The sequence below is a fragment of the Aphanothece stagnina RSMan2012 genome (genome assembly GCF_046764815.1).
In the GTDB taxonomy this organism is placed as follows: domain Bacteria; phylum Cyanobacteriota; class Cyanobacteriia; order PCC-6307; family Cyanobiaceae; genus NIES-981.
Map to the genome: position 1 here is coordinate 297,622 of NZ_JBKOUC010000001.1, position 19,298 is coordinate 316,919.

General features: G+C 71.1%; 18 protein-coding genes. 12 read left to right on the plus strand and 6 right to left on the minus strand.

From position 1 onward, the window contains the following. Positions 1-17: 17 nt before the first annotated feature. Positions 18-1,049, plus strand: a complete 1,032-nt coding sequence (locus tag ACLNEE_RS01550; RefSeq protein WP_411424125.1) for a hypothetical protein — start codon at positions 18-20, stop codon at positions 1,047-1,049. Here the strand turns inward: ACLNEE_RS01550 and ACLNEE_RS01555 are convergent. The 5 genes from ACLNEE_RS01555 to ACLNEE_RS01575 are packed head-to-tail and all read right to left on the minus strand — an operon-like array spanning position 1,003 to position 8,867. Next, positions 1,003-1,983 carry a polysaccharide pyruvyl transferase family protein gene (locus ACLNEE_RS01555; protein ID WP_411424126.1) on the minus strand — a complete coding sequence of 327 codons (981 nt, stop codon included), beginning with the start codon at positions 1,981-1,983 and terminating at the stop codon, positions 1,003-1,005. The two genes, ACLNEE_RS01550 and ACLNEE_RS01555, sit on opposite strands and share 47 nt — an antisense overlap. After that, a complete protein-coding gene (locus tag ACLNEE_RS01560; protein WP_411424127.1) occupies positions 1,980-2,372 on the minus strand; it encodes a dihydroneopterin aldolase in 393 nt (130 codons plus the stop codon). The genes ACLNEE_RS01555 and ACLNEE_RS01560 overlap by 4 nt, the downstream gene beginning before the upstream one ends. Further along, a complete protein-coding gene (locus ACLNEE_RS01565) occupies positions 2,369-3,688 on the minus strand; it encodes a glutamate-5-semialdehyde dehydrogenase (protein WP_412006698.1) in 1,320 nt (439 codons plus the stop codon). Before ACLNEE_RS01565 ends, ACLNEE_RS01560 begins: the two co-directional genes overlap by 4 nt. A gap of 7 nt (positions 3,689-3,695) precedes the next feature. Then, the gene (locus tag ACLNEE_RS01570) at positions 3,696-4,625 is read right to left on the minus strand and encodes an ROK family protein (RefSeq protein WP_411422640.1); all 930 of its coding nucleotides are present in this window, start codon (positions 4,623-4,625) and stop codon (positions 3,696-3,698) included. 57 nt (positions 4,626-4,682) lie between these two features. Continuing rightward, complete coding sequence (locus ACLNEE_RS01575) at positions 4,683-8,867, minus strand: translocation/assembly module TamB domain-containing protein (RefSeq protein ID WP_412006699.1); 4,185 nt, start codon at positions 8,865-8,867, stop codon at positions 4,683-4,685. Between the two features lie 250 nt (positions 8,868-9,117). Here ACLNEE_RS01575 and ACLNEE_RS01580 point away from each other — a divergent pair, with 250 nt between their 5' ends. From ACLNEE_RS01580 to ACLNEE_RS01625, 10 genes are all read left to right on the plus strand, one after another. Then, entirely contained in the window at positions 9,118-9,588 is a 471-nt protein-coding gene (locus ACLNEE_RS01580; RefSeq protein ID WP_412006700.1) for a Ycf51 family protein, read from the plus strand. 22 nt (positions 9,589-9,610) lie between these two features. Continuing rightward, positions 9,611-10,012: a DUF4332 domain-containing protein gene (locus ACLNEE_RS01585; RefSeq protein WP_411422642.1), complete on the plus strand. Its 402-nt coding sequence runs from the start codon at positions 9,611-9,613 to the stop codon at positions 10,010-10,012. Positions 10,013-10,072: 60 nt separating this feature from the next. Then, positions 10,073-10,402 (plus strand): hypothetical protein, encoded by a 330-nt coding sequence (locus ACLNEE_RS01590; protein ID WP_411422643.1) that lies wholly within the window; start codon positions 10,073-10,075, stop codon positions 10,400-10,402. A 6-nt stretch (positions 10,403-10,408) separates the two neighbouring features. Further along, positions 10,409-12,100, plus strand: coding sequence for a CocE/NonD family hydrolase (locus ACLNEE_RS01595; RefSeq protein WP_411422644.1), 1,692 nt, complete (start codon positions 10,409-10,411; stop codon positions 12,098-12,100). Continuing rightward, positions 12,100-12,915 carry a hypothetical protein gene (locus ACLNEE_RS01600; protein ID WP_411422645.1) on the plus strand — a complete coding sequence of 272 codons (816 nt, stop codon included), beginning with the start codon at positions 12,100-12,102 and terminating at the stop codon, positions 12,913-12,915. The genes ACLNEE_RS01595 and ACLNEE_RS01600 overlap by 1 nt, the downstream gene beginning before the upstream one ends. 69 nt (positions 12,916-12,984) lie before the next feature. Beyond that, entirely contained in the window at positions 12,985-15,282 is a 2,298-nt protein-coding gene (glgB, locus tag ACLNEE_RS01605) for a 1,4-alpha-glucan branching protein GlgB (RefSeq protein WP_412006701.1), read from the plus strand. A gap of 142 nt (positions 15,283-15,424) precedes the next feature. After that, on the plus strand, positions 15,425-16,483 hold the full coding sequence (hemE, locus tag ACLNEE_RS01610; protein WP_411422647.1) for a uroporphyrinogen decarboxylase: 1,059 nt from the start codon (positions 15,425-15,427) through the stop codon (positions 16,481-16,483). After that, positions 16,480-17,547 (plus strand): NAD-dependent epimerase/dehydratase family protein, encoded by a 1,068-nt coding sequence (locus ACLNEE_RS01615; RefSeq protein WP_411422648.1) that lies wholly within the window; start codon positions 16,480-16,482, stop codon positions 17,545-17,547. Before hemE ends, ACLNEE_RS01615 begins: the two co-directional genes overlap by 4 nt. 20 nt (positions 17,548-17,567) lie before the next feature. After that, a complete protein-coding gene (locus ACLNEE_RS01620) occupies positions 17,568-17,915 on the plus strand; it encodes a plastocyanin/azurin family copper-binding protein (RefSeq protein ID WP_412006702.1) in 348 nt (115 codons plus the stop codon). 180 nt (positions 17,916-18,095) lie between these two features. Next, complete coding sequence (locus ACLNEE_RS01625; RefSeq protein WP_411422650.1) at positions 18,096-18,437, plus strand: c-type cytochrome; 342 nt, start codon at positions 18,096-18,098, stop codon at positions 18,435-18,437. A gap of 187 nt (positions 18,438-18,624) precedes the next feature. Here ACLNEE_RS01625 and ACLNEE_RS01630 read toward each other — a convergent pair whose 3' ends face one another. Further along, on the minus strand, positions 18,625-18,933 hold the full coding sequence (locus ACLNEE_RS01630; protein ID WP_411422651.1) for a hypothetical protein: 309 nt from the start codon (positions 18,931-18,933) through the stop codon (positions 18,625-18,627). Between ACLNEE_RS01630 and ACLNEE_RS01635 the strand changes: the two genes are divergently transcribed. Continuing rightward, positions 18,932-19,258, plus strand: coding sequence for a hypothetical protein (locus tag ACLNEE_RS01635; protein ID WP_411422652.1), 327 nt, complete (start codon positions 18,932-18,934; stop codon positions 19,256-19,258). The two genes, ACLNEE_RS01630 and ACLNEE_RS01635, sit on opposite strands and share 2 nt — an antisense overlap. Positions 19,259-19,298: the final 40 nt, after the last annotated feature.

Here is a 19,298-nt window from a genome sequence, read left to right on the forward strand (position 1 = left end):
CCAGTGACGACCCCGCGATGACCCTGGCCCCTGCGACGAGCGGGCGGAGCGCCACCGACCAGGCCTTCGGCATCGTGGTGGTGCACCGCTCCCCCAGCCCCTACCTCGCCGTCTGCCTGCGGCAGGCAAAACTCTGGAATCCCCATTGCCCCGTGGTGCTGGCCGGGGATGCCAGCAACCGGTCCATGGCCGTGGATCGCTTCATCGCCATCGACGCCCTCGAGCGCACCCCCGCCCACAGCAGCTTCCTGAGCGACTACCGCCACTACAGCCCCTGGCAGAGCCAGGACTGGGAGAGGTTCTGCATCGAGCGCTGGTTCGTCGTGCTGGCGGTGATGCGCCGGGAGGGGTGGGACCACTGCCTGGCGCTCGATTCGGACGTGCTGCTGTTCTGTGATGCCGCCAGCGAGTCGCGCGACAGCCGCAGCGCGGCCGTGGTGCTCAGCCGCTGGGACGCCCAGCGGGCACTGCCCCACTGCACCTACATCAATCAGCGCGGCGCCCTGGAGGCATTCTGCGATCACATTGCCGCGACCTACCGCAGTGAATCCCGGCTGACCGCCCTGAAGGCCAGGAACCAGAAGAAGCTCGATCGCTACTGGATCTCCGACATGTCGCTCTGGCAGGACTGGGCGGAGCGCACGTCCCATCGGGTGCAGATCCGCGACCCCCTGCCGACGGCGGGTGCCGCCTACGACAGCTGCATCGAGACCGTGGAGGGGTTCCAGCGCAGCAACCCCCTGCCGCTGCTGGTGCGGCCGTGGAAACGGATCGTCTTTCGGCAGGGACGCCCGCTGGCCTTCCGGCGGCAGGACGGGCGGCCCCTGGCGCTGAACTGCGTGCACTACCACGGCCGCTTCAAGGCCCTGATGGAGCGTCACGCCAGGGGCCGCAACGACGGGCTGGTGGCTGGCCTGATCCTGCTCAGGGAGAAGCTGAAGGCCTACCCGCCCAAGCTGCGCCGGGGAGCCCGGGGTTACGGCGAGGCCCTGCGCCGGCGGCTCAGGGGCCGCTCGGCCCCGGCGGGTCAGCCGTCACCGCGGCCCTGACCATCGCCACCGAAGCCTCGAGGGCCTGCCCGGCCAGCTCCAGCAGACGCGCCTGGGTCGAGGCCAGGGTCTGCAGGGGGGGGTGTTCGAGCAGCTCCGTGATGAGCTCCCGGAGCTGCTCGGGCGTGCAGGCCTCGGCCTGGAACAGATGGGGCCAGCCGGTCCGGCCCAGCACCTCGGTGAGCTTGCCGCCCGCGGCGATCTGGTCGATGGCGATCACCGGCACCGCCTCCGCCAGCGCCAGCAGCGAGCCGTGCAACCGGGTGGTCAGCAGCAGATCGACCGAGGCGATCCGTTGCTGGATGGCCTCCGGCGGATTGCTAGGCGTGAGCACGGTGTCGATCAGGACGACCTGCGGACCGGTCGCCCCGACCGCGGCATGGATCAGCTCAGCGGCGCGGCCGGAGTGATCGCGGCTGGCGCCATAGTCCTTCTGGGGGCCGCGGAGGCAGATGCCCACCCGGGCGTCGGCCAGGCTTGCGGGGCGTGGCCGCTGGCGGGGATCCCGGCAGCTGTGCACCGCCAGATCGAAACTGGCGCCTGGAACGCCGTCCCGGGCCACCACGGCGGCGAGCTGGCTGTTCACGGCCTGCTGACTCTCCAGCAGGCTCACCCCGGCGGCGAGCTTTCGGCTGCCGCGACAGAGCCGCAGCAGCCGCTTCACCCGCTTGGTGCCGACCAGGGGACCGCACACGAAGACGAGGGTGCGGATCCGGGGAGCCAATCCAAAGGGATGGCGGGTGGCGCAGTGGCCCGGACCGGCGTGGCTCGGGTGGGACAGCACCGTGTGCTCCAGGCCGGCCGCCGTCAGGGCCTCGGAGAGGTTGTCCACCGCCAGGCGGTCCCCCAGCGTCGCCCCCCGCGGCCAGGTGCCCCACCACACCAGCACGACCGGTGCAAAGTGGCGGGGCGGCGGAAAGAGGCGGAAGATCACGGCCGGCCCCCGGCCAGCGCCGCCGGCCAGTGCCGTTGCCGGGTGACGGAGACCCGACCGCTGAACCCCGCCACCGGCGCCGCACACTTGCGCAGTTCCAGCTGGATCGGCACCGGCCCATAGAGGGCTTCGACCAGATCCAGCATCCGCTCGCTGTAGTGCTCGAGGGTCCGGCAGACCGTGGTGCGGGCCAGGTGCTGCAAGGCGGTGATCAGGCGGCTGTAATCGAGACTGGCGCCCAGGTCATCCCCCCGGGCGGCCGCGCCCAGGTCGGCCAGGAGGGTGGCCTCGAGCTCGAACCACTGCCCCAGCGCCCGCTCCTCCTCCAGCACGCCCACGTGGGCCCAGAGCCGCAGCCCCTGCACGGTGATGCGATCCAGGCTGCTCACAGGGGCAGGGGCCGATGGCTGAAGTGCCGCTCGCCACGGGCGTAGTCCGCCGCGATGTGGCCCTCGCCGCGGAGGCGGTAGCGGTAGGTCACGAGCCCCTCGAGCCCCACCGGCCCCCGGGGCGGGAGGGTCTGGGTGCTGATGCCCACCTCGGCGCCGAAGCCGTAGCGGAAGCCGTCGGCGAACCGGGTGGAACAGTTGAGATAGACCCCCGCACTGTCCACCGCCGCCAGGAACCGCTCGGCCGCGACCGGATCGGTGGTGCAGATCGCATCGGTGTGGCGGGATCCGTAACGGCCGATGTGGGCGATGGCCTCCTCCAGATCGGCCACCACCTTCACCGCCAGGATCAGGTCGGAGTACTCGGTGCTCCAGTCCGCCTCGCTCGCGGCAGCGGCAACACCATGGCCGCAGGCCGCCGGATCGCCCCGCAGCTCCACGGACGCCGCCGTGAAGGCCTCGATCGCCGGGGGGAGGAACGTGGCGGCGATGGCCTCGTGCACGAGCAGCGTCTCGATGGCGTTGCAGGCCGCCGGGTACTGGGTCTTGGCATCGAGGGCCACGCGCAACGCCTCGCTGGGATCCGCCGCCGCGTCCACGTAGAGGTGGCAGATGCCGTCGGCGTGGCCCAGCACCGGGATCCGGGTGTTGTCCTGGATGAAGCGCACCAGGGCGTTCGAGCCGCGCGGAATGATCAGGTCCACCAGGCCGTCGAGCTTGAGCAGGGCCAGGCTCTCCTCGCGGCTGGTGAGCAGGGCCAGGGCCTCGGCCTCGACCCGGCTGGCGGCGAGCCCGCTCTGCAGGGCCTCGAGGATCGCCGCACAGCTGCGGGCGGCCTCGCGACCGCCCTTGAGGATGGCACCGTTTCCGGAGCGGATGGCCAGCGCGGCGATCTGCATCACCGCATCGGGCCGGGCCTCGAAGATGACGCCCACGACACCGAGGGGAACGGTGACCCGCTCCAGCACCAGGCCCCGATCCAGCTCGGTGTGCAGCTGACGCCGGCCGAGCGGATCGGCGAGCTCGGCCACCTGCCGCACCCCGGCGATGGCCCCATCCAGTTTCGGACCGTCGAGCTTGAGGCGGGCGATCAGGGCCGGCGCCAGACCATCGGCCGCCGCCGCCGCCAGATCCTCCTGGTTGGCCGCGAGGATGGACGCACGGGCGGCCTCGAGGGCGTCGGCCATGGCCCCCAGGGCCTGCTGGCGATCGCCGTCGCCCAGCTGGCCGAGGGCCATGGCACTGCGGCGCACGGCCGCGGCCCGCTGCAGCAGTTCGCGAGAGGGCTCCGGAACGGAGGGGGCGGGGGTGCTCATGGGGCCATCATCCCAAGGGGGCTCCCCCAAGCCGCTCGAAGGCCAGGCGGGCGGCTCCGAGCCGGCCGGCCCCGTTGCCGAGGGCGCAGCGCTCGATGCGCAGGCCCTCCCGGCTCACCGCGAGCACGCGGCGCTCCACCTCGGCCCAGACGGCCGGCAGGAAGTGGTGGCTGGCCCCGCTCAGCCCGCCGCCGAGCAGCACCAGCTCGGGCGTGAGCACGTAGAGCAGGGAGCTGATCCCGATGCCGAGCAGCCGCCCATAGGCCTCCCACACGGCCCTGGCCTCCGGATCACCCCGATCCGCAAGCCGGCAGAGCCTGGCGGGGTCGATGGGGCTGAGGCGGCTCAGCCCGCCGATGCTGCAGTAGCTCTCGAGGGAGCCCGTGTTGCCGCTGTTGCAGGGGGGGCCATCGGGCTGGATGCCGATCAGGCCGGGCTCGGCGGCCGCGCCGCCCTGACCCGTGAACAGCTGTCCCCCCAGCAGCACCGCTCCGCCGACGCCCGTCCCCAGGGTGAGCAGCAGCACATCCGAAGCGCCCCGGGCCGCTCCATGCCAGCGCTCGCCGATCACCGCGCAGTTGGCATCGTTCGCCAGGGTGACGGGCCGCTCCAGCATCGGCTCCAGCCAGTCCGCCAGCGGCACCTCGAGCCAGCCCGGCAGGTTGATGGCGATGCGGGCGAGCCGGCCGGTGCGGTCGCTGGGCCCGGGGTGGCCGATCCCCACCCGATCGGCGCGGCGGTCGGGATCGAGGCTGGCCACCGCCTCGGCGATGGCCAGGGTCACGGCCCCGGGCATGGCCGGCCGGGGGGTGGGGCACTCCCGTTCGGCCAGCAGCCGGCCGGAGCGGTCAAAGCGCCCCAGCTTGATCGCCGTGCCCCCCAGATCCACCCCGATCGCCTCGGGAGCATTCCGTTGTGGGGCCCCGGGGACGGGCATGACGGCGTGGGAGGGGTGCAGGGAGGGCTGGCAGCCAGGGGGCTGCCGGCGGAGGGGTCAGAACCGGAAGAAGACCTGGAGCTGGGTCTGCCAGATCCCCTGGCTGTCGACGGAGCCCTGGATGTTGATCAGCTCGGAGGCCTTGAAGTTGAGGTTCAGCTGGGGGGGGACATCGGTGCGGTTCGGGGCGGCGAGCAGCGAGGCGTTGAACCGTTCGGTGATGTCCAGACCGATCTCAGCGCCGAGCACCAGCTGGGGCGGAACGCGCTCGGAGCGGCGCTCCGACTTGCTGTCAACGGCCTGGTTCACGTAGGCGGGATAGAGCGCAAAGCTCAGGCGCTGGCCGAAGGCATCGCTGAGTGTCCCCAGGACGGGTGAGAGAAGCGATTGTCCCACCACGGTGGCCAGGGCCGCGCCGGCCCCGCCGCCGACCAGCCCCGCGAGGGAGTTGCCGCCGATCAGGGCCAGCAGGCGTTCTTCCGGCAGGGGTGGGGAACTGCGCAGGGTGAGGTTGTCGGCCAGGCGGTCGGCCGGGCCGCTGACACCCAGGTACACCCGCACCAGGTTCAGCTGGTCGAGGGAGCCGGTCCCACCCTGGGATTCGATTTCCGTCAGGGAGGGGGCATAGGAGGAACTGGCGAGACCGGAGGTGAGGCCACCGGCACTGAGGCTGTCGGAGACGCGGGTGCGCAGGGCGATGTCGAGGTAGGGGATCAGCCCCGACGAGGGGGTGAACACAGCCACGTTGGGAGCGTCCGGGTCGAGGTTGAAGGTGGTGGTGAACAGGGTGAGGCGACCTCGCTCCAGCCGCACGACCCCCCTGGCCTGCAGCGAGGGGTCGAGCCGGCCGTCGATCCGCAGCAGACCGGCCGCGTTGAAGCTGGCCAGGTTGGGCACCCCCACCGCGAGATCGGGACCCAGGGTGAGCCGCAGATCGTCGAAGCCCACCAGGCGGAACCTGGGCATCTGGGCGCGAAGCTTCTCGCTGGCCTGGCTCTCCACATCCGGTCCGAAGAGCACGAGCGGCTCCTTGAAGTTCCAGCGCTCCACCACCAGCTGGGAGACGCTGCTGGCCTCCTCGCCGGATCCGGTTTCCAGCTGGCCGGGTTGGACGTTGATCGAGCCCTTCGAGACCGCCAGCTCCCCCCCGATGTCGAGCGAAGCCAGGCTGCCCGCCACGGCCAGGGAGCCATCCGCCACCGCCTTGATGCGCGGCAGGACGAAGGGCACCGCCTTCAGGCTGATCTGCAGCCGGGAGGGCTCGCCGGTCTCGGTGGTGGCCGGGCTGAGCAGACCGAGGCTGCCGCTGCCGGCGAGCTCACCACCCTTGCCGACCCGGGCCGAGAAATCCTGCAGGAAGAGCTGCTCGAAGTCGAACAGCACCGTGGCCTGGAGGTTCTCCACGCTCTGGCCGACCACCTCGAGCTGGGCGTCGCGGAAGCGCAGGAACCCGTTGGCAATCGGCTGTTCCAGGCTGCCGCGCACCAGGAGCTGCAGGTCGGCGCTGCCCGCCTTCCAGACCAGGCCCGGCTGGGCGAGTTCGGTGAGGAAGCGCAGGCCGTCCTCGCGGCTGGCCAGGCGGAGCTCCACACCTTCCTGGGCGGGGTTGAGCGGGATGCTCCCCGCCAGCTCGATCGGATTGGCCGCCCCATCGGCCCGGGCCGCCAGATCGAGGGTCAGCGTGTCCTCGGCAACGCGCACCGCCCCACGCTCCAGACGGAGGGCTGTCTTGCCGACGGCGGCGTCGACCAGCGCCAGCTCGACGCTGAGCTCAGGCTCCGCCGCGCCGAGGCGGTAGCGGCCGGTGGCGCCCAGGCTGCCGCGCAGACCCTCCGGCACCGGGGTGAGCAGCGCCATCAGGGCCAGGGGCAGGCCCGAGAAGGAGAGCTGACCCTCGCCCATCCGGAACGGGCCCTGAAGGCTGAGGCGCACCGGCTCCTCGGTGAGGGCCAGATCGCGGTCCTGACCAGGCAGCCACAGGTGACCGCGCAGGGTCAGATCGGCCCGGGTGTCCACCAGCCGCGGTCCCTCCAGCCGGGCATCCAGATCGAAACGGGCCGAAAGCGTGTCGAGACGCTCGGCCACGGTCAGCCCCCTGAACGGGTCCTGGCGGGCCCCCTGCAGCGCGGCCCGGGCGCGGTCCAGGGCGGTGAGCTGGCCATCCAGGCTGCCGCCGAGGGTGTCGATCAGAAAGCTGCCCAGGTCATTCGCCGTGCCCTGGGCGATCGCCACATCGCCCTGCCAGCGGGGCCAGGCCTCCAGCATCTGGCGAACCAGGTCATCCCCCAGTTCGCGGCCGGTGATCGAGGCCTGGAAGGGCCCCTTCCAGCGACCGCTCCAGTCGATCGCCAGGTTGCCCGAACCGAGGGGCTCGACCCCGAGGCGGGCTTCGTAGCGCCGTTCGGTGTACTGGCCGCTGATGGTGACCTGCCGCGCCCAGACCCCGAGCAGCACGGGGTGCTCCAGGCGGGCGGTGCCGCTGAAGGCCAGCGGCTGGAGCTCCAGATCCCCCTGACCGGAGAGGAGGCCCCGCAGGGGTTGGTACTGGCTGCGGGGGCCCAGCGCCAGCAGGAGGCCTTCAAGGGGAAAGCTGCGGGCCCGCCAGCGGTAGGCGCGGGGCGCCCCCTCCAGCCCCAGTTCACCGCCGTGGCGCTGGAGCACGACCGACACCGGCACCCAGCGCCGGTCGAGCCGGGCCTGCAGATCAGCTGGGCCGGCCCCTTCCACCAGGGCCATCGCCAGGCGTCCACCTCCGGCGGGATCGCCGGACCAGGACCCCTCCCAGGTCTCGGCCACCTTGAGGGGCCCCGCCCCGGGTCCCTGCACCCGCAGATCGAAGTCCGGGGTCAAGCCGGAGAGCGGTCCGCGGATCGTGCCCGTCGCCTCCAGCACCCCCTCCAGGCTGGTGCCCACCAGGGCGCCCAGCCGCGGCAGGGGATAGGCCCGCAGCGCCACCTGCAGGTCCAGGGGGCCGAGGCGGACGGGTTCTCCCGGTTTCAGCCGCAGCGGCAGGGAGCCGGAGGCCGTGAGGTAGGGGCTGGCCAGGCGCTCCAGCCGCAGCCGCTGATCGCTCCAGCGCAGCCGGGCATCCCAGCCGCCCACCAGGGGGTTGGCGCCCTGGGCCAGGGTGGTCTCGAGCAGCGGTGCGGGCCAGGCCCCCCGCACCCGCAGACGCCCCCGCAGCGGATCCCCCAGCAGGGCCACGGGGGTGTTCTCCGGCAGGGGAAGCTCTGCGGGGTTGAGCTGCCAGTCGGCCCGCAGATCCACCTGGCGGCCCACCTCCCCGCGGGCCCGCAGCCAGGAGTTCCTGCGGCGCAGCTCCAACGCCTCCAACGCCACCCGGTCACCGCGCCAGAGCGCCTGGAAGGCGAGGCGACCGTCGAGGTCGCCCCAGCGCCAGCCTGTCTCCGCCAGGCGCAGCCGCTGGCCCTCGCAGCCCAGGGCAGGATCGGCGAGCCCGAGGGATGGAGCGGATCCGGGCGCTTTCCAGAGCACGTTGCGGAGGCGCACCTCCCCCTGGCAGTCCGGCGTGCCCTGGCGCCAGGCCAGCTGCAGCCGTCCGCTGGCCTGGCCATCGAGCCGCCCGCCCAGGCCCGCCAGCCGGGCCGGGGTCTGCAGCGGAAAACGATCGGCCAGGAGCTGGCCCTCGTAGATCTGCCGGCTCCAGTCGCCCCGTGCCTTCAGGCGCAGGCTGCCCGGCAGGGGCCGCCCGCCGTCCAGCGAGCGGATCCGGGCCAGGAGATCGAGCTCGCGGCGATGGGGCCGCAGCCCTGCCGACGCGTCCAGGGCCAGCCGGACCCCGGCGGGGGCCAGGGTCACCACCGCAGGCTGGCTGAGCCGCAGGCGCAGATCCAGCCGCGGCGGCTCGATCGCCGGATCCAACGTTCCGGGAACCCAGTAGCGCCCCTGGGCGTTGCGGCGCAGATCGGCCTTCAGGCCAGCCAGGCTGAGATGCAGCACGGGCAGGCGCTGGCGCAGGCTGGCCAGGGGATCGAGGCTGACGGCCAGTTCGTCGGCGCTCAGGGAGGACCCATCGCCCGGCACGGGCAGCACCCGGGTCGGGCCGAGCCGCAGGCCAGACCAGCCGAAGCCGCGGAAGTCGCCCAGGCGAAGCGGGTGGCCCAGCACCTGGCCGATCTGCTGCTCGAGGCCGGGGCGGAAGCGGCCATAGACGTAGCCCAGCAGCTGGTCGGCCGAGGCGACCAGGGCGACCGTGGAACCCAGCGCGATGGCGCAGGCCACACCGAGCTGCCGCCGCTGCCGAAGCTGCCGCTGCCGCTGGAGCGGGTCGTCATCGCGGCCTCGCCCTCCCCGGCGGGAGCTCCGTCGGCCCGTGCCAGCGGACCCGCCGGAGGACTTGGGCAGCGAGGTATCCGAACCCGGGGATCGTTCTCCGCCAGGACCACCGTCCGGCAACACCGCCATCCCCCCGGGGCTGCCATTGCATCGGTCGGGCGCAATATAACGGCGTTGCCAAGGCCGCCAGACCCCCATGCCCACCGACCCGACGCTCTTCCTGGCCGGCCAGTGGCTGGGCGCTGCCAGCGGGGTTCTGGCCCTGCTCACCATCACGGCGTTCCTGCTCAGCTGGGGGTTCCGCTTCCGGCTGGTGGGCGTGACGAGTTTCACGGCCCTGCTGGCGATTTCCTGCCTGGCGTTCGCCGTCAGCTACAGGCCCCGCGTGAGCGTGGTCGGTGCCCTCAGCGTGCCCGTGGTGTTCGACAACGGGGGCGACCTGGTGATCGCCGCGGCGCCGCCGGACTTTCCCCGGGAGGCTGAGCGGCCCACCGTCGAGCAGGTCGCCCGCAACCTGCGCGGCAGCGGCCGCAACACCGCCGACGGATTGGTGCAGGTGAGGCTGCGACGGGTTGAACCGGCCGGCCAGGGGGTCAGCGAGCCCCGCGTGCTGGCCCAGGCCACCCGGAACCTGGTCAGCGGCGAGGTGGTGGTGACCTCCGGTTGACGCCGCGCCGCGCCTGAACGCCATGGCCCCCCGCTGGATCCTGCCGCCCCATTTCGCCCGGGAACAGCGCCAGCTGACGGAGGCCGGCATCACCGACTGGCCAGCCCTCGCTTCCCTCGACGACGCGGCCCTGCGGCGCCTTGGCCGCCGTGGCGGGGCCAGCGAGAGCCGCCTGATCCGACTCCGCGGCCAGGCTCGCCTGGTGGTGGACGTGGGCCTGGAGCCGGCCGAGGCCGCCCTGCTGCTGCATGCCGGCGTCCCCGACCGCCGGAGCCTGGCCCAGGCGGATCCCCAGCGGCTGCTCACCCAGATGGGCAGGCTTCAGCGAACGCTCACCGGCATGGCCATGCCGCTGCTCGATCTGGCAACCCTGCGGCGCTGGATTCTCCAGGCCCGCGCCGGTGGACGCCGGGAGACAAACTGACCCAGCCGAGCAACCCGAACCTGCAGCGCCCCCTGAAATGGGAACAAGCCGAGGCCTGCGATGACCTCCCATCCCAATTCCGACGGGCGCCGAAGACCGGCCTGCCCCCAGCGGCAGCCTCGCTGGGGTGCAGGGCTCCTGGTCCTCTCCTCCCTGCTGATGGCCCCACTGCCGGTCTGGAGCCAGTCGGCCCTGCTGGATTCCGTGAAGCGCAACCCGGGCAAGGCGAAGGCGATCTGCGCCCAGCTGAAACAGCTGAACAGCCAGGGGATCTCCTACACGAGCCAACAGGCCACCCGGCAGATCGCCAGCCAGGAGAACCTCAGCCCAGCCGACGCTGAAGTGCTCACCACCTATGTGGTGGGCCTGCACTGCCCCGACGTGCGCTGACGCGGGGTGAAGGGGGCAGCCCCAGCAGGGCCAGGGAGCCTTGACGCCTGGCTCACCTGCCGTGACGGCATTCGCCTGGTGAGCCGGATCTGGTCGCCGCCAGGCGACGGACCCTGGCCGGTGCTGTTGATGCGTCAGCCCTACGGCCGGGCCATCGCCTCCACGGTCACCTATGCCCACCCCAGCTGGTACGCCGCCCACGGCTTCCTGGTGGTGGTGCAGGACGTGCGCGGTCAGGGGGACTCGGAGGGAGCGTTCGGGGGGTTCGCCCAGGAGGCCCGCGACGGAGCGGACACGCTCCGCTGGGCCCGCCAGCTGGAGGGCAGCAATGGCCGTCTCGGCTGCTATGGCTTCTCGTACCAGGGGGTCACCCAGCTGCTGAGCGACGCTCCGGAGGCCATGCCCGACTGTCTGGCCCCGGCCATGGCCGGCTGCGATGAGCGGCTGCACTGGGCCAGCAGCGGTGGCGCCCACTGGTGGAGCCTCGGTCTGGGCTGGGGATTGCAGCTGGCGGCCCAGCGCTGCCGCCGCGACGGCGACGGGGCAGGCTGGGCCGCGATTCGCCAGAGCCTGGCGTCAGGCACGTTTCCCACCGAGGGAGCTGCGCTGCTGAAGCGGCACGACCCGGAGGGCATGGCGCAGCGCTGGCTGGCCCTGGATCCGGCTGTCCCCGAGGCGTGGCCGCGCCACGAACCCCAGCCGGGGATCTGGCAGCGGCCGATGCTGCTGATCGGCGGCTGGCATGACCCCCACCTGGAGGGGGTGCTGGACCTGTGGAGCCGGTCCCGCCAGGGCGGTGGGCGGCCACTGCTGCGGATCGGCGCCTGGAGCCACCTCCAGTGGGGTGGCGGGCTTGACCGCCTGCAGCTGGCCTTCTTCCGCCACCACCTGCAGGACGCCCCGCCCGACCCCGAACTGCAGATCCCCGTCGCCCTCCAGGACAGCCGCAGCGGCACGTGGCAGGCCATCCAGGCGGACGCAGGGCACGACACAGCCGGGGGCAGCGTTGCTCAGCAGCGCTGCACCTGGGGGCTGCACACGGATGGGCTGGCCTGCCAGGACAGCCAGGGCAGCCAGCTTGTCCCCCTGGACGGCAGCGGTCCCAGCCGGGAGGCTCAGCCGACCGCAGCGACGACGGTCACGCTCGTGCACGACCCCTGGCGGCCCGTGCCCGGCCGGGGCGGTCACCTCGGCCTTGATGCCGGTCCCTGCGAACGGGACGATCTGGATGGGCGCGGCGATGTGGCCTGTTTCAGCTCCGCTCCGCTCGTCGCGCCGTTGCGGCTGATCGGCCGGCCCCTGCTGCAGATCCCCGTGGCGGCGGATCAGCCGGGGTTCGACCTCTGTGCGGCCCTCGCCGTGGTGGAGGCGAACGGCCGCACCGTGCGGCAGCTGTGCACAGGGGTGGCCCGCCATCTGGGCAGCGGCTGCCGTGAAGCGCGCGCCCGGGAGGTCAGGTTCCAGCCCCTCCTGGCGACCCTGAAGGCGGGGGAACGGCTTCGCCTCTCCGTGGCGGCGGCGGCCTGGCCGCAGATCGCCGTGAATCCAGGCAGTGGCGAGCCCCCCCTCGGACCGGTGGGCCCAGGCCATCGGGTGATCACCCTGACCTTGGCGACGGCCACGGCGACCCTGGAACTGGAGCCCTGCTTCGGAGAGAAAGCTGGGGCAAACTGTGGCGACCTCGTCCCGCCCCCCTGATGCGCCTCACCCTGCGCCCGGGCCACCCTCACGCCGCCGCCCTGCGGCACCCCGTGCTCGCCTGCCTGGCCCTCGGGCTGATGCTCGGCGCCAGCCCGGCCGTGCTCCCGGCGGGCCCGATGCCGGCCCAGGCCAAGCCGGGGGCCCCGGCCGGCGCGACGACAGGGCTGAGCGTGGAGCAGGCCCGCGACGCCGCCAACCGGATCCTCAAAGCCGTGCAGACCCGGGATCCCAATCTGCGCTATGCCCAGTTCTCCCCGGAGCTCCAGGCGATCAGCAGCCCGGCGATGGTGGCGCAGACAATGCGAACCCAGCCGCGGCTGCTCAACTGGACCCTGCTCAGCGTGCGCGGTGGCCTGAGCACCACCACGGTGGAAGCGACCCTCGAGACCAGTGACGGCCCGCGCGACCTGTTCATGGTGCTGAACAGCCAGGGGCAGCTGGCCGGCTATCACCTGGATCTCACCGACGCCAAGGCCAGCCTGGTGGCGGCGGACTTCGTCCGGGCCCTGAGCAGCGGCCACTTCATCACGGCCCGCAGCTTCCTCAGCCTGCCGCTGCAGGAGGAACTCACGCCGGCCATCCTCCAGACCAAGTGGCAGCAGCTGCAGCGGATCACCGGCAACTTCCAGCGGGTGCTGCGGGTGATCGAGGCGGACAGGACCAGCGAGACCCAGCTGGTGCTGGTGAACACCGAGTTCAACCGGGTCACCGACAATCTCTACGTGATTCTCAACACCAACAACGAGATCACGGGGGTTGACTTCCCGAGCGAGCCCAAGCCGCCCGCCCGGGCCGAGGCCCCGGCCAGCTGACCGTCGAGGCTCCGGCTCCGGCCCCCCCGGGCGGAGCACCTAAGCTCGCGGACTCCATGCAGTGCCTCGATGTCGGTCCCCTGTCTCGATTGGATGGTGGACGACGCCCAGCGCCTGGCGGAATGTCGGCATGACCACCCCCTGGCCGTTCTCGGTCCCCAGCCCCTGGAGAACGGCCATTGGGTGGTCAGGGTGTGGATGCCGGAGGCCGAGCGGGTCGATCTGCTCCTCGGGGAGACCGCCCTCACCCTGAGCACGCCGCATCACCCCTGGATCTTCGAGGCCACGGTCGACCACGATCCCGGGCGGCAGTACCGGATCCAGGTGCTGCGCGGGGGCATCGAGCACATCACCCACGATCCCTGGGCCTTCCGCGACGAGTGGATGGGCGAACTGGATCGCCATCTCTTCGCCGAGGGGAACCATCACCACATCTGGCGGCGCATGGGCGCCCACCTCGTGGAGCGCGATGGTGTGGCCGGGGTCATGTTCTGCCTGTGGGCACCGAATGCCCGCAGCGTCTCGGTGATCGGCAACTTCAACGGCTGGGATGGGCGCCACCATCCGATGCAGTCCCGCCTCGGCGGCCTCTGGGAGCTGTTCATCCCCGGGCTGAGCGCCGGCGAGGTCTACAAATACGAGATCCGCACCCAGGCGGGCCACTGCTACGCCAAGGCCGACCCCTACGGCTTCCGCCACGAAGTGCGACCCGCCAACGCCTCGATCGTGCAGCCCCTGGGGGGCTTCCCCTGGTCGGATGGCGCCTGGATGGCGGAGCGGGACAGCCGCAACCCCCTCGACCAGCCCGTGGCGGTGTACGAGATGCACCTGGGGAGCTGGATGCACGGCAGCGCCGACCAGCCCTACATCGAGCCGGACGGGACACCCCGCCCCCCCGTCCCGGCGGCGGACATGAAGCCGGGCGCCCGGCTGCTCACCTACCCGGAACTGGCGGACCGGGTAATCCCCTACGTGAAGGCACGGGGCTTCACCCACATCGAGCTGATGCCGGTGTCCGAGCACCCCTTCGATGGATCGTGGGGGTATCAGGTGACGGGCTGGTACGCCCCCACCAGCCGTTACGGCACACCGGAGGAGTTCCGCGCCTTCGTGGACCGCTGCCATGCCGAAGGCATCGGCGTGATCCTGGACTGGGTGCCGGGCCATTTCCCCAAGGATGCCCATGGCCTGGCCTTCTTCGACGGCGCCCATCTCTATGAGCACGCCGACCCCCGCATCGGCGAGCACAAGGAATGGGGCACGCTGATCTTCAACTACAGCCGCAACGAGGTCCGCAACTTCCTCGTGGCCAATCTGGTGTACTGGTTCGAGGAATTCCACATCGATGGGATCCGCGTGGACGCGGTGGCCTCGATGCTCTACAGGGACTATCTGCGGCCAGACGGGGAGTGGCTGGCGAATGAGCACGGTGGGCGTGAGAACACCGAGGCCGTGCTGTTCCTTCAGCAGGCCAACCATGTGCTGTTCCAGCACTTCCCGGGGGCCCTGTCGATCGCGGAGGAATCCACCACCTGGCCGATGGTGACCCAGCCCACGAACATCGGCGGCCTGGGCTTCAACCTGAAGTGGAACATGGGCTGGATGCACGACATGCTCGATTACTTCGAGCTGGATCCATGGTTCCGCCAGTTCCATCAGAACAATGTGACGTTCTCGATCTGGTATGCCTACACCGAGAACTTCATGCTGGCCCTCAGCCACGACGAAGTGGTGCATGGCAAGAGCCACCTCCTTCACAAGATGCCCGGGGATGACTGGCAGAAGTTCGCGAATGTGCGGGCCCTGCTGGCCTACATGTGGACCCACCCCGGTAAGAAGACCATCTTCATGGGGATGGAATTCGGCCATCGTTCCGAATGGAACGTCTGGGGGGACCTCCAGTGGGATCTCCTCCAGTTCGAGCCTCACCAGGGGCTGCAGCGCCTGATCGACGACCTCAACACCTTCTACAAGTCGGAGCGGGCCCTCTGGGGGGATGACTTCAACGAGTACGGCTTCCAGTGGATCGACTGCAACGACAACCGCCACTCGGTGATCAGCTTCATGCGGCGCGAGAGTGCCACCGGCCGCTGGCTGGTGGTGGTGGCGAACTTCACGCCCCAGAGCCACTCCCATTACCGGGTGGGGGTGCCGGTGGAGGGGTTCTACGCCGAAGTGTTCAACACCGATGCCGAGCGTTACGGCGGCAGCAACCTCGGCAACCTGGGCGGCAAGTTCACCGACAGCTGGGCGGTGCATGGCTACGAGAACTCCCTCGACCTCTGCCTGCCTCCCCTGTCGGTGGTGGTGCTGCAGCGCGACGAAAAGCGCAGCCAGGTGCCGGCGCCGGAACTGACCGCCGCCTGAGACCGAGCGCGCGCCGAGGCTCCAGCGGTGCTCGGCTCCAGGTGGCCGGGCGTTGTCGAAATGTCACGCCGTCGGCCCCAGGCTCCCGGGGCTGACCGGGCCCTTCGGCTAGGTTGCCGGATCGCTTCCCACACCCCGCTCCATGGCCGAAACCGCCCCCCTGCTGCTGCGCGCCGCCCGAGGTGAGCAGGTGGAGCGTCCGCCGGTATGGATGATGCGCCAGGCCGGCCGCTACATGAAGGTGTACCGGGATCTGCGCGACCGCCATCCGGGATTCCGGGAACGTTCGGAGAACCCCGATCTCTCCTACGAGATCTCGATGCAGCCGTTCCACGCCTTCAGGCCCGACGGCGTGATCCTGTTCTCCGACATCCTCACGCCCCTGCCGGGCATGGGGATCGACTTCGACATCATCGAGAGCAGGGGGCCGATCATCGAGCCCGCCATCCGCACCCAGGAGCAGGTGGATGCCCTCCGCCCCCTGGATCCGGCCGAGGCTCTCCCCTTCGTGGGCGAGGTGCTCGGCCGGCTGCGTGCCGACGTGGGCAACGAGGCCGCCGTGCTGGGCTTCGTGGGCGCTCCCTGGACCCTGGCCGCTTATGCCGTCGAAGGCAAGAGCTCGAAGACCTACTCGGTGATCAAGGCCATGGCCTTCCGGGAGCCCGCCCTGCTCCACCAGCTGCTGGGCCATCTGGCCGATTCGATCGCCGCCTACGTGCGCTACCAGATCGACAGTGGCGCCCAGGTGGTGCAGCTGTTCGACTCCTGGGCGGGCCAGCTCAGCCCGATCGACTACGACGTGTTCGCCGCCCCCTACCAGAAGCGGGTGATCGACCAGGTGAAGGCCACCCACCCGGACACCCCCCTGATCCTCTACATCTCCGGCAGCGCCGGGGTGCTGGAACGGATGGCCACCACCGGAGTCGACTTCATCTCCCTCGACTGGACCGTGGACATGGCTGACGGCTGCGCACGCCTGCCGGGCCACGTGGGCGTGCAGGGGAACGTGGATCCCGGCCTGCTGTTCGGCACCCCGGAGGCGATCCGCGAGCGCATCCTCGACACGGTGCGCAAGGCCCGCGGCCGGCGCCACATCCTCAACCTCGGCCACGGCATCCTGCCGGGAACCCCTGAGGAGAACGCCCGCGTGTTCTTCGAGACCGGCAAGGCGGTGAACGAGCTGCTGGGAGCCGCCGTTTGAGCCCAGCCCCCAGCGGTCCCGCCGGCGTCCGACGGCCCCAGCGGATCCTGATCACCGGGGCCAGTGGCTGCGTCGGCCAGTACATCGCCGAGCTCCTCCTGCGCGAGACGGACGCCGAACTGCTGCTGCTGCTGCGGGAACCCAGCAAGCTCACGGCCGTGGCGGCCACGGACCCGCGGATCACCCTCCTGGTGGGCGATCTGCGCGACCTCGGCAGCCCCGGCGCCGACCCCGCCCTCGCCCGGGCGATCGCCGCGGCGACCCGGATCATCCACACCGCGACCGCCTGGGGTGATCCCGAACGCGCCCGGCAGGTGAACGTGGAGGCGGTGAAGACCCTGCTGAGCCTCGCGGATCCGGAACAGCTGGAGCAGGTGATCTACTTCTCCACGGCCTCGGTGCTCGATCGCCGGCTGCGCCTGCTGCCGGAGGCGAGCCAGTACGGCACGGAGTACATCCAGACCAAGGCCCTCTGCCTGCAGCAGCTCGAGGACCATCCCCTGGCTGCACGGATCGTGGCGGTCTTTCCGACCCTGGTGTTCGGCGGCCGGGTCGACGGCAGCGGCCCGTTCCCCACCAGCTACCTCACCGCCGGGCTGGGGGAGGCGGCCCGCTGGCTCTGGCTGGCCCGCTGGCTGCGGGCAGACGCCTCGTTTCACTTCATCCACGCCGCCGACATCGCCCGGGTCTGCCTCGCCCTGGCCACCGCACCCCACGAAGCGAATCCGGAAGTCGGTCAGGGGGCGCTGCGGCGGATCGTGCTCGGCCAGCCGGCGGTGGGGGTGAACGAGACGGTGCGGCGGCTGGGCCAGTGGCGAGGTTGCTGGCTGCCGCCCTGGGGCCTCGATCTGCGGGGCTGGCTGGTGGAAGGACTGATCCGCCTGCTGCGCATCGAGGTGAATGCCTGGGACCGCTTCTCGATTCGCCAGCGCCATTTCGTCCATGAACCGATCAGCCCGCCGGAGCGCTTCGGGCGGGTGAGCCATGCCCCCACCCTCGAAGCGGTGTTCGCCGATGCCGGCCTGCCGCATCGCGGGCCGGTGCCGAGGTCGCCGGAGCGATGAGGCGGTGCTGGCAAAGGCTGGTGTGCCCGCTGCTGCTGCTGCTGTGGCTGGTGGGGCTCAGTGCGCCTGCCCAGGCCGCCACCCACCGCCTGCAGCTGGGCAGCGACGAGGGCCTGCTGGCCCTGCAACCCAGCCAGCTCACGATCGCGGCGGGAGACGTGGTGCATGTGGAGGTGGCGGGCCTGGGCCCCCACAACCTGATCGTGGAGGACCACCCGGAGTGGAGCCACCCCAGGCTGGCCTTCAGCCCGGGGGAAAGCTGGGAGCAGCGGTTCGACACCCCTGGGCGCTTCCGCCTCTGGTGTGAACCCCACCGCTTTGCCGGGATGGAGGGCAGCCTCACGGTGACCCCGGCCGCCGGGAGCTGAACGGGACACTTCACCCAGGGAACGGGCGGTGCACCAGGGCAACCCCAGGCGAGGTCTCGGGATGTCGCCTAAGGAGTACCCCCAGGTGTCGCAAATGTTTCGAACCGACGCCCCGGAGGGCACAGCCCCCCGGCCACCCCTTAGGTTTTCGGGGTTGCACGTGCTTTGAAGCGCCCTTCCATGCGCCGACTCTTCTCCCTGATCGCTCTCTGCCTGGCGTTGGTGCTGGGTGCCGCTCCCAGCTACGCCGCCGATGTGGCCCATGGCGGCCAGCTCTTCTCCGCCAACTGCGCCGCCTGCCACATGGGTGGCGGCAACGTGGTGAATGCGGAGCGCACCCTCAAGCAGGACGCCCTCGAGGCCTATCTGGCCAACTACAGCAGCGGCCATGAAGCTGCCATCGCCTACCAGGTGACCAACGGCAAGAACGCCATGCCGGCCTTCGGCGGCAAGCTCAGCGAAGGTGACATCGCCGATGTGGCCGCCTACGTCGAAGACATGGCCTCCAAAGGCTGGGCCTGAGCCCATCGCCGATCGCTCCAGGCTGTTGCGCAGAACCTGAATCGTCCCTCCCCTCCAGGAGCGATCGAAGCTTTGATCCACCTTCAGGAGCCCCGGTCACCGCCGGGGCTCTTTTCGCGTCTGCCGCCAGCCCAGAGCCGGATCCTCACCGGCAGCTCCCCATGACCAACTCGTGAGCCCCAGCGCCTCACGACGCAGCCGGCTCCTGCCTGCGCTGGGCCAGGACTGCGAGGTAGAGCTCTTCCGGAACCTCCCGGATGTCGTATTCACTCGGCAGCACCCCGTGCACATGGCGATGCACCACCAACCAGCAGTTGCGTTCCGGGTCGCGGGCCGTGGCGTCAAAGTCCCTGGAGGCTTCGACCAGCTGGTCGATCAGCTCCTGGGGATAGGGAGGTCCTTCCATGGCGATAGCGTCGATCTGAAGGGACAGGGTGCGCCGCGGCTGGCCCGGCGAAACCCGGCCACAGTAGAAGCGTCTGCAGAGAGCGGTCATGGCCAAAGCCTCCATGGCCAAGCCCCGATGGGGGCGGGGCCTGGGAAGGACAGCCGGATGGCTGCTGCTGGCCAGCGGCCTGACGCTGGAGCTCCCGGCCCAGAGCCAGACGCTCATCACCGGCGGCTGTCCCTGGTTGGTGCCGGTGCGTCAGCGGGAACTGCAGCCCAAACGGCTTCACCCTGCCGAGGTGCCCGGCAAGAACGCCCGGGGATGCCTCTCCCCCCACGATGCCGTTTACGGTCCGGATGGATGTCCTCTCCGCTTGTGTGGTCCCGAGGCGGGGGTCCTGCCGCTGCCACCGCCCGAGACCAGCGGGCCGTGACCTGGCGAGCGCAGGGCTGGTGGCCTGGCGAGCGCAGGGC